At 57.3% G+C, this 13421-nt stretch carries 11 protein-coding genes and 2 pseudogenes; 5 read left to right on the top strand and 8 right to left on the bottom strand.

The window, feature by feature from the left end; genetic code table 11:
- The first annotated feature begins 471 nt into the window (after positions 1–471).
- Entirely contained in the window at positions 472–825 is a 354-nt protein-coding gene (locus CJEDD_RS04470) for a type IIL restriction-modification enzyme MmeI (RefSeq protein ID WP_016423158.1), read from the top strand.
- 70 nt (positions 826–895) lie between these two features.
- Here CJEDD_RS04470 and erm read toward each other — a convergent pair whose 3' ends face one another.
- Positions 896–1750, bottom strand: coding sequence for a 23S ribosomal RNA methyltransferase Erm (gene erm, locus CJEDD_RS04465; protein ID WP_016456425.1), 855 nt, complete (start codon positions 1748–1750; stop codon positions 896–898).
- 1839 nt (positions 1751–3589) lie between these two features.
- On the opposite strand from erm, the gene CJEDD_RS04460 reads away from it, so the two are divergent.
- The 3 genes from CJEDD_RS04460 (at position 3590) to CJEDD_RS04450 (ending at position 7200) form a co-directional block, all read left to right on the top strand.
- Positions 3590–3898 carry a helix-turn-helix domain-containing protein gene (locus CJEDD_RS04460; protein ID WP_024058948.1) on the top strand — a complete coding sequence of 103 codons (309 nt, stop codon included), beginning with the start codon at positions 3590–3592 and terminating at the stop codon, positions 3896–3898.
- 171 nt (positions 3899–4069) lie between these two features.
- Positions 4070–4369 carry a hypothetical protein gene (locus CJEDD_RS04455; RefSeq protein WP_024058949.1) on the top strand — a complete coding sequence of 100 codons (300 nt, stop codon included), beginning with the start codon at positions 4070–4072 and terminating at the stop codon, positions 4367–4369.
- Between the two features lie 1532 nt (positions 4370–5901).
- Entirely contained in the window at positions 5902–7200 is a 1299-nt protein-coding gene (locus CJEDD_RS04450; RefSeq protein ID WP_198133009.1) for a coiled-coil domain-containing protein, read from the top strand.
- 674 nt (positions 7201–7874) lie between these two features.
- On the opposite strand, the gene CJEDD_RS04445 is transcribed toward CJEDD_RS04450, so the two are convergent.
- The 4 genes and pseudogenes from CJEDD_RS04445 to CJEDD_RS04435 all read right to left on the bottom strand — a co-directional run bounded on the left by CJEDD_RS04445 (position 7875) and on the right by CJEDD_RS04435 (position 10895).
- The gene (locus CJEDD_RS04445; RefSeq protein WP_271694428.1) at positions 7875–8585 is read right to left on the bottom strand and encodes an IS6 family transposase; all 711 of its coding nucleotides are present in this window, start codon (positions 8583–8585) and stop codon (positions 7875–7877) included.
- 217 nt (positions 8586–8802) lie between these two features.
- Positions 8803–9081, bottom strand: a complete 279-nt coding sequence (locus CJEDD_RS12345; protein WP_158093103.1) for a pentapeptide repeat-containing protein — start codon at positions 9079–9081, stop codon at positions 8803–8805.
- Between the two features lie 222 nt (positions 9082–9303).
- Positions 9304–10012: pseudogene (locus CJEDD_RS04440) on the bottom strand (IS6 family transposase).
- Between the two features lie 337 nt (positions 10013–10349).
- Positions 10350–10895 (bottom strand): hypothetical protein, encoded by a 546-nt coding sequence (locus CJEDD_RS04435; RefSeq protein WP_052333762.1) that lies wholly within the window; start codon positions 10893–10895, stop codon positions 10350–10352.
- 347 nt (positions 10896–11242) lie between these two features.
- Between CJEDD_RS04435 and CJEDD_RS04430 the strand changes: the two are divergent.
- A pseudogene (locus tag CJEDD_RS04430) lies at positions 11243–11383 on the top strand (recombinase family protein); the annotation flags it as partial.
- A 145-nt stretch (positions 11384–11528) separates the two neighbouring features.
- On the opposite strand, the gene CJEDD_RS04425 reads toward CJEDD_RS04430, so the two are convergent.
- From CJEDD_RS04425 to CJEDD_RS04415, 3 genes are all read right to left on the bottom strand, one after another.
- Entirely contained in the window at positions 11529–11960 is a 432-nt protein-coding gene (locus tag CJEDD_RS04425; protein WP_042406442.1) for a single-stranded DNA-binding protein, read from the bottom strand.
- Positions 11961–12049: 89 nt separating this feature from the next.
- Complete coding sequence (locus CJEDD_RS04420; RefSeq protein WP_016456431.1) at positions 12050–12193, bottom strand: hypothetical protein; 144 nt, start codon at positions 12191–12193, stop codon at positions 12050–12052.
- A gap of 160 nt (positions 12194–12353) precedes the next feature.
- The gene (locus CJEDD_RS04415) at positions 12354–13376 is read right to left on the bottom strand and encodes a DUF4192 domain-containing protein (protein ID WP_042406444.1); all 1023 of its coding nucleotides are present in this window, start codon (positions 13374–13376) and stop codon (positions 12354–12356) included.
- Positions 13377–13421 lie beyond the last annotated feature (45 nt).

Genomic DNA, 13421 nt, shown 5'->3' with positions numbered 1-13421 from the left:
ACACAGCCTCGTGCCCCCGGGCCGTAGCGTTCGGGGGAGCACAATAGCCCCAGTCCTCATCACGTCCCGGGATCAAAGAGTTCCTCGCAGAGGTTAAGCACTACACGTTGAACTTGAATTCGACGGAGTGTCGTCGATAAATAACCATTTGATGCGCGCGTGCGGAATTAACAACGAAATACCGCTAAAACAGACAACATATGGGGTGCACAGAAACACATATAAGTTCTGCGGAAAACCTATAGGGTGCGTCGCTAAAAACCGCTGTGCGCGAAAAACATAAAGGGTTTACGGACCCGGTCCCAGACCCCTCAATACTCTGAGCCGGAAGAATGGAAAGTGGAAGGTTGATGTATCCCCACTATCTATTTTTTCCGTTTTTCGGAGTACATCGGGAGCTACAACTGCGGACCAGCTCTGTGTGAACTAGATGAGAAGGCGCAGCAGCGAATCATCGACGCTGGACAGTTGGTGCTGCGGGCACGCGAGCGGCACCCCCAGCGGTCACTCGCGGAGCACTACAACCCGTTATCGATGGACCCAATTCTGCTCAAGGCCCACAACAACTTGGACCGGGAAGTCGATAAGGCTTTCGATGTGGCACGCAAACTCACCAACGAGCGCCAGCGCCAGGAGCTACTGTTCGCCAGCTACGGGGAGTTGGCGAGGGGCTATGTCTCCTCGCTTTCATCAAAATCGAAACCACCAGCAGGGTCGTTCCCCGTGCGGGTGATTTTGATCGGTCCCGCTGCTGGGTGTAGAACCCTGTCGCTGGCAACGCCGGGAACTATGACTGTGCCCGACGAGAACACGTCACTGCCATAACGCGGCTCACGGTAGACGAACATGGGTCGTTCACTACTACTGGTGGATTTCGGTTTTGGTGGTGGGGGGATTACCGCCGCCGGCCTCGATTCTTCCGTTGAGGAGGGCGTTGACTACTTCCCGATTGTGAAATGGGCCGATGGCGCGGTGAAGAGGAACCAGTCACCTGGAAGAGATCGATCCAGTCGCTGGTGTGCAATCTGGGAGGTAGGGTTGCGGGGTCGATTCCTCGCGAGCGCAACCATGATTGTGTCTCTGAACGTGATGAAAACAACCCTGCCCTTCGGAGAATTTCCCCTATCCCGCGTCCCCGGGCGGTGAAAACGGTGTGCACCATCGCCTGAAAGGCTTTGCGTTGCTCTATCGGGATCTTCGGGTCACCCACCCGGCGGATCACTAAGATCCCCCCGTCAACGTTTGGCTGTGGCCGGAAAGCAGACCTTGGTACTCGGGAACCAAGGTGAAACGTGAACCATGGGGACCACTGAGCTGTCATCATCGTGCTTGCACCTACCCCGGCCCGGCGGCGAGCGACTTCCCACTGCATGAGGAGTACAGCGGCAGTCCATGCCGGCGCATGCAACAACTTTCGAAGAATGGCAGTGGTGAGGTGAAAGGGAATGTTTCCCACAATGACGCAGGGAGTGGCGGGTAACGGGAAGTTGAGGAAATCATCATGGACCACTTCGACCGACGCCGAGGCGGTCTTTTTTGTGAGTTTGGCAGCTAGTTTTGCGTCTACCTCAACTGCCGTTATTGCCCTCCCCAAGTGGGATATCGGGTGAGTGAGGGCACCGCTTCCTGGCCCGATCTCAATGATGGGGCCGGAGGTTTGTTTTACAAGATCGACGATGGAGTTGATGATCTTGTGGTCTGTGAGAAAATTTTGGCCATGTTCGTGACGGCCGTATCCGTATGTAGACATCAGGTGTGCTCCGTGGAGTTGAAACGGAGCCGGGCATGGCAAATGGCCGCCCGGCTAAAGGACCGGAGCGGTTTCTAACCTGCGGGAGGGAGAAAACCGCCTTAGCGGCTGGTGAGCGGCCGCATGAAAACGGAACCTGAAATCAACATGGGCCTATCGTATCCAATTAATTTCGCAGGGTCCAATACGGTGAGAAAGAAGACAACCGCACCGCAACAGTGCAAGACCTCTCTGGATTGGAATTTAATTGAACATGGGTTTGGGGTACGACGCGCCCTACTCGGAGTGGCACGGACACTACGGCTGCGCGCCCACACACAACAGTAAAGAGCTCGGCAATGCACAGACACGTAACGAGAGCGCCACAAATGTATGTACGTTTAAGTTACAGCATCGACACTGACGCTCCACATGGAGGGACGGCCGCAGCCCTGCAGCAAGCACACGGCAGGGTGTCTGCTTCGGGCGACGTGAAATTACGCAGAAAAATACGAAACACATCACCGCAGGTCACGGTAGGTATTTGCGGGTCATTTCGTAATCTCGTAAACGAAAAGAACAAAACTACGAAACACAAAAACATACGTTGAGCAGCGTAAATGGTTTTCGTTTCGTAATTTTTCCACTTTTTGAAGAAAATCTAAATAAGAAGAGACACCTTGATTGCGATTGTGTCCCGTGTCACATAGCTGCAACCCCTGCAGCGTGCCCTCAACGAGGACGCTCTGTGCCGTAGACATGTGCCTGCAATGCGTGTCTGTGTCTCTCTCTTAAAAGGTTTGGGTCGAAATACCGCAAAATTACGAAACACCGCCGAAATGTGACGTGTCTATGCAGGTCACAGCGTTATCGCGTGTTTCGTAGTTTTGTTCTTTTCGTTTGCGGAAATCACGAAACCGCAGGTAGAGCGTTTCGTAATTTTTTCGTATTTTGATCGGCAAATTACGAAACGAGGTCAAAACTACGAAACGAGCGCGCTACAGACGTGTCACAGGTCATAAAAAGGCGCGCCCCTTGCGTGTCACCGTGACGCAGCATCCCGGCCGTGTCACATAGCTACAACCCCTGCAGCGTGCCCTCAATGAGGACGGTCTATGTCGTAGACATGTGCCCGTAATGTGTGTCTGTGTCTCTCCCTTAAAAGGTTTGGGTCGAAATGCCGCAAAATTACGAAACATCCCCGAAATGTGACGTGTCTGTGCAGGTCACAGCGTTATCGCGTGTTTCGTAATTTGGTTTTCCGATTTTCGTAGTTCTACGAAACCGCAGGTAGAGCGTTTCGTAATTTTTTCGTATTTTGATCGGCAAATTACGAAACGAGGTCAAAACTACGAAACGAGCACACTATAGACGTGTCACAGGTCACAAAAAGGCGCGCCCCTTGCGTGTCACCATGCCGCCACACAACAGCTGCCCCACCACAACACCCCAGCCGTGCCACGTGGCGTGTAGAAACGTGCTCGGTTCGATTCGTAAAGATTAGGTCGCAGGCTATTGTGCGCGACGCATAAGTTCCGTACGATGGCCCCCAGACCGTATGTGGCGTTTTAATTCGTTTTTGGTTTAGCCAGCCGCATACGGGGGATAACCCCGAGGATAATTCATAAAGAGACAGCCTCTCGACCGTGATAGGCGCGGTTCCTCCGACGAGATAGACCGGTCGGCAACGGCATTGCCAACCACAAAAGCGGTCAGGTAGGGAGTAAGCGCTCCCGTAAAGCGATGGGACGGCAGACCACCGTTCTAGCGAGTTGAGCACGGCACTCCAAGCCGCCTGAATAGCAAGCCGGTAAAGCACCCCGCTCCGGGACAGATCAATCTGCCCAGGAGCGTTTTTCTATGTCCGAAAAGGACACGACTACCGCCGTCGCGCCACGCTTTTACACGCTGCAGGAACTCGCCGATCTCGGCGTCGGCTCCGAGTCCACGTTGCGAAAAGCTATTAAAGAGGGCCGTCTTTCATTCCACCGTTTCGGCACCGCCTATCGGATTCGCCAAGACGATCTCGACGCCTACCTCGCGGCCGCACGCCGCCCTGCCCCGCAGCTATTCGACGGCTTCGTCGATGCCGTCGTGAATGCAGCGCCCCAACTGACAGATGAGCAGCGCCAGCAGCTCGTCACGGTGCTGGGCGGTGTGAAGCACTAATGCGGACAAACCCGCCTACGACGAGATCCCGCCGCTTAGCTCAGCTAGTCAGGCTGGGTCTTGAACTGAGTGCGAGGGCTGATGGGTGATGGCCGTGCTACTACACACGCGCGCTCCACCGTCGTGCCCCGAGTCCAAATAAACAGTTCATTCAACCAAGGAGAACAAACGATGTCTTTCAGAGACGATTACGCAGCAGCGCTGCGCGATGAGCAGCAAGCAAAAGATACCGTGAACGAGGCGCGCCGTGCACACAAAGCGACAAAGGAGCGCCTTGCGCAGTTGCGCAAGTATGCCGAAGAGTTCGAGGTGAATCTCGACGGTGACAAGTCCGCCAGCACCGAAGGGGACGGTGACAAGTCCGCCAGCACCGAAGGGGACAGCGATACACCTGAGAACGGTGACGGCGACACGCCTGAGAGCACCGAGGGCAGTAAGCCGAAGCGGCATCTAGAAGTTGTACCCGACTAACCCTTTAGCCGTACACGCAATCACCTCATGTGTGTACGGCCACGCGGCGTGACGACGTACAGCCGTCACGTTTGATGTCGCCACACACCCCGCTCGCAAGGGCGGGGTTTTCGCGTGTGTGCGGGTGGCTGCGGCACCGCTACACGTGACACTGTCACGATGCTTGCGCCGGTGTCGGCGACGGGGCATATAAGCGTCTGCCCCGTCGCCTGGATCATCCGCCACATGGCTGGCGGTATGTCGCGCTGCTGTGATGCGCGGTCCCGGCCGGCATAGTCTCGTGTGGACGTCAGCTATGCCGAAGACGGGGCCGTGGGCGCAGCAAAGACAGCAGCGTGGACAGAGCAGATTTCAGCAGCTGTGCTGCTGAAGTTGTGACCGCGACGGCAAGTGATATGCGGCGCATGCCGCATAATGCCGCGTCGTGAGATACGCCAATATCCATCTCGGCAGGCTTGCCGTGATGGAGCGTTTCGTGATGACCCAAACACGACACATCGATGCTGGCATATCCGAATGTATATCAACAAGATATATCGGATTGCCGGCAGTGTCGTTATGCGGAGCATGGGTCATCACACAATGTGCAGCGCCAGCTGCACTATTGGGCACCTTGACCGGAGCGCAGCGGAGGGAAAGGTAGACCCAGCCAGACCGAGCGAGCGAGGTCTGAGACTGGGGCTATAAGGGGCGGCGCGCCAGCGCCGGGCACCGGGTTATGCGAGCGCCAGCGAGCAGTAATACCCGGTGCAGTGCCTCGGCTATGCCGAGCGCCGGAGCGCAGCGGAGGCGTCGCACCCCCTTATGCCCTTTTCCCCCTTCTACCCCTATAACGACAAACATATAGGGGTTTTGACACAGAAGGGGGCTGCGACCTGCGTGTTTCGGGTTGTAATGCGGTCTTCGACCCTTACCCGAAACGGCCCGTTGATGCGCGAAGCGCACATGGTGCCTACGCAAAATCTGCAGGTCGCTACGCTGTGCGCACCACATACGGCTACGTCCGTTGTATGTCGGTCTTAAAGTAAGGGCCGATGACGGGTGGAAACGCCGCTTGCGGCGTCTTCCCGCGTCATCGAGACACCTGCAGCGAGCCTGCGAGCAAAAGGTGTCTAACCGAACGGCAAGACCGACATCGCCTACGTGGTGCGCACAGCCACACCCTGCACAGCGACACCGTCGTCAGGCGGTTATTGCAGGGTGTTCCAAATCCCGCAGCGAGCTATCCGCCGCCAGGCGGTGTTGATGCTGCTGCGGGGGTCAACGACACGGGCTGAGTAACACACTCCATATCGGCCCGTGCCATAAGCACAGTATCGGTGCAGACGTATCACGCTCGCGGCGGTCATATGCGCGCAAGCGCATGTAACTTACGCCGCCAGCGACGTGTGTTTCGCAGCTGTAAGCTGCAGCAGATCCAGCGGCAGCTGTTGATGTAAATGTGTAGCGCCGCGACCCGATTGGTTCATCTTTGTTGCAGCGGCTGTACGGCCCTGTGGCGGCCGTAGACGCCTCGGATGGACGGAGTGCGCGTGCAGAAGAACAGTTTCGAGACGTCGCTGTTCGTCGTGTATCTGCCGAAGTCGATGTGCAAGGAGATCCCCGACTACTACACCAGTGAGGTGGACGGGCGCGAAGTGAAACGTCCGCGCTATGTCGCCCGCGACTACGAAGAAGCAAAGAAGTACCCCGAAGAGTCAATGCGTTGGCTCGCCGAGAACTTCATTCCCGGTGGCATCGACGCAGTCGCCGGAGGCGACATGAACTTCGATGAATCAACACCACACATCCAGTTCCAGGCTGACACGTTCTCACCGAAGCCCGAAGATCCCGACAAGCTTCGCTGCCGCCCCGGCATCGCGTACAACACTGACACCTCAGTGCGGTACACATCCGGCCCGAAGAAGGGCAAGCAGATCTCGGGTAATCAAAAGTTCATCGACGCGCAACGCGGACTCCGGGAGCACATGCACGCGCTCGGTTACCCGGTAGAGCTAGAAGTCTCCGAACGACACGACGAGTCACTGAACCTCGACCGCTACACCGAGCAACAAGACCGGGAGCGCGACCTTGCGAAACGTGAGGATGATGTGGAAGTCAAGAAGCGATCCGTGCAGCGCGACATGGACGCGACCGAGCGTGACCGTGAGCAAGCAGCAAAAGAACTGGAACAGGCCAAGGCGGACCGTGAAGCAGCGCAAGGTGTGCTGGAGAACGCTGAAGAACAGGCCCGCGCAGTGGCCGAACGCGTGCTCAAAGAAGCACGCGAGAAGGCCGAGCATGAAGCTGAGCAGACCATGGGCCTTGCCGAAGCGCAAGCAGACGAGCTGCTCGAACGAGCCGAAGAGACTGCGCGGGCCAAGGCGGGTGAGATTACAGCCGCAGCTCGCAGCGAAGCAGAGACGATCACTCGCAAGACCGACGAGGCCCGTAAGCAAGCTGAGCGCGACGCCGAGACGATCCGCAGCGAAGCACGAGATGAGGCCACGAGCATCCGCGACGAGGCCACACGCGACGCTGCAGTAACGCGCAAGGATGCCCGCGAGGACGCTGATCAGATCCGCCGCAACGCGCACGCGGATGCCGAAGATGAAGCCGCCATCATCATCGAAGACGCGGTGAAGTCAGGACAACAGTTGGAGCACTTGGATAAGAAGTTCCTGGTGCAAGAACTGCATCGCAGCCCAGAGTTGCTTGAGCGTTACACGCTGTTCAGGCAGTCGCAGACCTCAGGCAAGAAGGGCGGGGCGCAGCAGCGTGCACGCGAGCGCATCGAGAAGCGCCGCCAGCAGCAACAGCAGCGTGATCGTGATGGCGGTATGGAGTTGTAGCACTGCTCTCCCCTGCCCTGTACGGCCTTCTGCGGGCCTAATAGGGTGCCGTCGGCGTCGTAGGCCATCGGCTGCGGTTAAACCGCTGAGATTCGGCGAAAATCGAAGAAATCTCGGCTAAGCGGGGCCAAGTGTCACTACGCTGCGCAGCGAATTGACCTATTAAGTGGCGGAGATAGTGCGCAGCACGTCGGCGTGCACGACGGTGCATGTGCTGTGCAGAAGAGACGCCCGCAGAAGGGCCGGCAGAATGTCGTTGTCATTCTGTTGCGCAGTAAGGGTGTCAATAGACTGGCGAGCCACTTTATTGCCCAATTCGCGTGTCATTAAAGTGACAGGGCATTTGAGTGCGCAGTAAACGTGTCGATGAAATGGCTGCCCAATACACAGTGCAATCAACGTGTTAATGAAATGTCGCAGACACTACGCAGCGCAGTGAATTGCGCAGCAGAAGAGCCAGTCAATGTGCCACTGCACCGCACAACGAAACAGCACGGGTGATGTGCAACAAAGCGGCGTGTGAAATGCACCGTGAAATGTCAGTGCACCTAGAGCTGCACCACCGCTATTCCCCTACGACGTCCGAACGGCGCCTTGGTGCTGTTGCAAACTTCAGGCGGAGAGCCGTGACGACCCAGTCTTCATCCTTTGATGCTCGCTGCGGGTCGGCGTTCTCAGGCAGCCTCGAACACCCGGCTGACGATCACCGCATCCGGGTTCGGTTGCTCGTAGGCAAACATCGCGCCCTGGCCTTTCCGTAATGAGTGCATCGCTTCCATCCCTTTCAACGTCCGGTACGCCGAGGTCCGGTTTTTGAACGCCCCCTTCGGTCCGAGGATCCGTTTCAGCCGCCCATGATCTCCTTCAATGACGTTATTGAGGTATTTCACCTGCCGGTGTTCCACGGTCTGCGGGCAGATTCCCTCTGACTTCAACTCGGCGATTGCCCTGGCCAGGGAGGGTGCTTTATCGGTGTTGATCACCCGCGGGAACCCGGTTATCGTGTTCGACCTCAGGGTCTTGGCCAGGAAACGCTTCGCTGCGGCGACGTTACGCTTTGGGGACAGGTAAAAATCCAGGGTCTGCCCACCGGCGGTAATAGCCCGGTAGAGATAGCACCACGTGCCGCCGACCCGAATATAGGTCTCATCCACCCGCCAGGACCGGGCCTGCCAGTCGGGTACCTGCCGGTACCACCGAGTGTGCTTATCCAACTCAGGGGCGTATTTCTGCACCCAGCGGTAGATCGTGGTGTGATCGACTGGCACACCCCGCTCGGTCATCATCTCTTCGAGATCGCGGTAGCTCACGCCGTAGCGGCAGTACCACCGCACCGCCCACAGGATGATTTCACGGGGGAAATGCCGACCGGAGAAGATGTCCATGGCCGTGATTATTTCACGCAGGTCTTCCTGTCGCCCGAACTTTGCAACAGCACCGGACTACATATGGGCGGACATATGCTAAAGCGTATGCCGTGCCATATGCCTAAACATACGGCATGTACTGTGGGGCGTATATTCACCCGCCCCATCGCGGTAGCTATGCGTTTTTCAACGCCCGATACACCGTAGGGCTTGAACGGAATTCATGTAGGCGCAATCAGGGGCTATAAAGTATCGCATTACTTGCATCCAAACCTGTACATTCAGAGAATTGCCTTGGACTGGCGGTAACAGGTACCAGATATGCGTTCGTAAAATTCGCGCGCGTTAATGTCGCTCCACGAAGGTCTGACTCGCTAAGAATTGCGTTCGTAAAATCTGCGTCGGTGAAATCTGCCGATTTCAAGTTAGCCCATGCCACCATGGAGCCGCGAAACGAGCATCCTTTGCATATGCTTCCTTCGAGATTGATATCCGTCAGGTCATAGTTGGACATATCTTTCCCGGAAATGTCTTTCCCAGCGAGCTCCGTGGCCCACGATTGAGGCATCGTTTTGTACATTTGCTATTTAATCTGCGGTGAATTGATAATCCATTGCGGGCAACGGCCTTGGTAGCCAAGACAGTGGGTGGTTACAACGGTGCTGTTGCAAAGTTGGGCGGAGAGCCGAGACGACCCAGTTTCTCATTTCCTGATGGCCGCTGCGTGCCGGCGTTCTCAGGCCGTCTCGAAGGCCCGGTTGACGATCACCGCGTCCGGATTGGGGTGCCCATAAGCAAACATCGTGCCCTGACCTTTCCGCAATGAATGCATCTTCCATCCCTTTCAACGTCCGGTAGGCAGACGTCCGATTTTTGAACGCCCCCTTCGGTCCGAGGATCCGTTTCAGCCGCCCATGATCTCCTTCAATGACGTTATTGAGGTATTTCACCTGCCGGTGTTCCACGGTCTGCGGGCAGATTCCCTCTGACTTCAACTCGGCGATTGCCCTGGCCAGGGAGGGTGCTTTATCGGTGTTGATCACCCGCGGGAACCCGGTTATCGTGTTCGACCTCAGGGTCTTGGCCAGGAAACGCTTCGCTGCGGCGACGTTACGCTTTGGGGAGAGATAAAAGTCCAGGGTCTGCCCACCGGCGGTAATAGCCCGGTAGAGATAGCACCACGTGCCGCCGACCCGAATATAGGTCTCATCCACCCGCTAGGACCGGGCCTGCCAGTCGGGTACCTGCCGGTACCACCGAGTGTGCTTATCCAACTCAGGGGCGTATTTCTGCACCCAGCGGTAGATCGTGGTGTGATCGACTGGCACACCCCGCTCGGTCATCATCTCTTCGAGATCGCGGTAGCTCACGCCGTAGCGGCAGTACCACCGCACCGCCCACAGGATGATTTCACGGGGGAAATGCCGACCGGAGAAGATGCCCATAGCTGTGATTATTTCACGCAGGTCTTCCTGTCGCCCGAACTTTGCAACAGCACCACTTCCCCCTTCCTTGCCGGTTCTTCATTTTGGCGTACACCTAGTTCAACGCTTTGATCTCTATTTTATTCCCGACCCGCCCCCAGGGGGTGGAGTGTTGCGTTTTCCCGAATGTCCCATTGGGTACACCGACCTCAACCGCGACATCGCCGCACAAACAGGGCAAACAGCCTTCGGCAAAAGCGTCGCTCCCAACTTTTGGGCGCTGTGGTGCGTGACCAGCTTCCCTCTCCTATCGGTGGTCTCACTCTGCCGGCGGCGAGCGACAACCCTCCCACATTCTCTAACTGCCGGGAAGCGCTTTCCTGGTTACGTTCGCAACCATCTGTCCTCCGTTTTGCACTAGCCATTTCCTGGCTTCTGGAGAAACTGCGGCCATGCCGGCCGCGCCAAATGCAATTCCAATTCCGAGGACTACCTCTTTGTTGACCTTCAACACTTCCAAGTTGAATCGTTTATTGTTCAACTCATGTTCAAATAGTTTGTCGTCGTACCGCTCTAGGCGGTTAAGTGCATCCTGGCGTTCCTGCTCAGAACTATTGGGGTTGTGAATAATTTGACGGAGTATTTCTTTTGACGTGTCTATTTGCGCGTAAAGATTGTCTGAACTCCGGTCATTGCTGGCAACAGCCTTTTGGACACTATCGTCCATCGCCTGGGCAAACTGGAACATCGTGTCGGGCGCGATAGATCGTAACGCCGTAAGGACCGCCTCGTTAACTCCCTCTTTCTGCACCATCTTGACGAGGTGAAGAACTTTGTCGCTACTCATTCGCCGCAAGTCCTCTACATTGAGAGCGACCTTAAGATCATCGACTGTCTCGATCACCGTTCCCCCTTAGTACGTGGAAGGCTCAATCTTACTCACCTTTAGCCTGCAAGGCTTTAGCTGAAAAGCGTAAATGGGTACACCCCAAGCGAACAATTTGTGAATGACAAAACTTCCTGTTCGCTAGGGTTAGTTCCAAGACTAACGGAACAGAACCGTCACTGCCTCTGGAGATCACTGAACAGTTGGGTGCGATCTCAGGACAAAAGGTGGGCTATGCCCGGGTGAGTTCGAAAGATCAGAACCTTGATCGTCAGATTGAACAACCCAAGGCAGAGAAGGTCTTCACCTAATACACGGATAAGGCCAGTGGTGGATCGCGTGAGCGCCCTGGACGTGATGAAGCAATGCGATATGTCCGTGCAGGAGATCAGCTTGTCGTCACGTCGATGGATCGGTGCGCGCGTTCACTGACGGATCTGTACGCCATTGTTGACGAGCTAGTCAGCAAAGGAGTGTCGGTGAAGTTCCTCAAGGAGGGACAGACCTACTCAAAAGACTCCACCCCGATCGCCAAGCTGATGCTAGGGCTGTTGGGTTTTGTTCAGTTGGGTAAGGCCGTGAAAGAGCTGGATCAACACCGTGGAATAGTTGAAAAAATAACCCCGCAGGTTTCCCTGCGGGGTGTCGTTGTTAGAACGGTGCTTCGTCGTTGTCGGCGTCAGCGCCAGCCAGGGCGGCGTTCGCCGCCTCGCCTCCGCGACGGGCTGCGCGCGCAGCGGACTCTTTCTTGGAGTCGATCAGCTGCACGGTGTCGATACGGGCGACCAGCGGGTACTGCTTCTGGCCGTCCTTGTCGGTGTAGACGTCGGTTTTCAGCGAGTAGCTCACCGCGACACGATCGCCGGAGCCGATGCAGCCGAATACGCCGGGGTTCTTAGCGTCCTGGACGTAGCCGGTCAGCTCCACGATCTCGCTTTCCACCTTGCCGGTGGCCTTGTTCTTGAAGGTGTTGCGCGCATAGACGCTGAGCTTCACCGTCGCACCACCGTTTGCGTGCTCGAACAGCTTCGGTGCGCGAGCTGCGTTGCCGACGATGGTGCCGTTGTTGAAGGGGTTGGACATGATGGTTCTCCTTATGTGAGTGAGTGTGATTTGCTGTGCAATTTGGGTACTTCAGCAGCGGCTTTGCTGCTGCGGGGGTTGCGCTGCCGTTACAGCACTGCCCAGGGCAGCGGTGTGCCTGCCGCCTCTAGGTCGCGCAGTTCTTGTGCTGCGCCCGGATCGGCGTCCTCGCCGTCGATGCCGTCGGCGAGCTGGTAGAGCAGTTCCAGGTCGGTGTGGGTGATGTCGCGCATCACGTGCCTCCTTGTTCGGATTGGTGGTCAATCCGTCTGTTGGAGACAGCTCTGCTGTCTAGGGGTCGCTCCCCTACCTCGTTGAGGTGTCTGTCGTCGCAAGCCACGGCCGACGAGAAAAAAGAAACCCCGTTGCATCGCTGCAACGGGGTATGCGGTGTTACTCGGCAAACAAGATCGTGCGGGTCTTCTCGGCGCCTTCGCGGACAAGCTCGACCATCCGCTCACCTTGGCCGATATCGGTTAGCTTCGCTACCAACGACGGGAAGTTCTCGTCTGGCCCGATCTCGGTGGCTCGCTGCGCAGCCACGCCAGCTAGCCCCGGCTGGCCTGTGGCGTGCGCAAGCACTGCAACAGTGGCTGTGAGCTGCGCCCGCATCCCTGGCCAGCTGGTCGGGACAGCGCGCATGACCTGCTCTATGAACGCAAGGCCCGCCTGCGGTTCATCGAGCAGCGCGGCAAGCAGCGTATCCCGCAAGCGCGGCGTGGTGAAGCATTTCAGCGCAGATCGAACAGCGCGAGTGCTCGGCTGGGTGATCCCTGCCGCCGCCTGCTCGTATTCACGCTGCAGCATGTCGGAGAACATCGGCGGGATATACGCCAGCGCGTCTTCGATGATGTCCGCGTGCTCGGCAGCGTCGATGCCGTGATCGGTGCTGTTCAACCGTGCCTCGATGTCGTCTTTGCTCGGCTCCGGCAGCTCGCCGGTGTGCTCTAGCATCTGCTTAAGCGCCGCCGATGCGGCGACCTCGCCGACAACGCCGTGGCGCGGCTCGTCGATGAGCGGATGCTGGTACACAGACCACCAGGCAGCCCCGGTGACGATCTCGGGCACCTGCACCACCCCGAGCAGCGGCGGTAGGTGCACTGCCCCGCTGGTGAGATACGTGGCGGTTTCGTCGAAGATCGGTTGCGCAATGTCATCGCTGATCATGTACGCGATAACAGCGTCGAGTTCGAGGTGGTGGACCCACGCTGCGAACCGCTCGCGGCTCTCGGTGAGCTTCTCCACGGCCTCGTCCAGGTCGAACCGTGCGACCGGGCCGAGGCGAACGGTGTCGACGCCCTCGTCGTCGACGAAGAACGCGAGGATCAGCGAGTTGTTCGGGTAGAACCCGAGGATGCCGGGGAGGTTCGCGAGGATCTCGCCGTGGGATGCAAGCGTGTGGGAATGAGTGGACATTGCAGTGCTCCTTTGCACGAATACGGGGTGTACGTGGTCAATCCC

This window comes from Corynebacterium jeddahense (assembly GCF_028609865.1).
Lineage (GTDB): Bacteria > Actinomycetota > Actinomycetes > Mycobacteriales > Mycobacteriaceae > Corynebacterium > Corynebacterium jeddahense.
The sequence above is the reverse complement of the archived record's forward strand: the minus strand, read 5'-3'. Positions and strand labels throughout refer to the sequence as shown.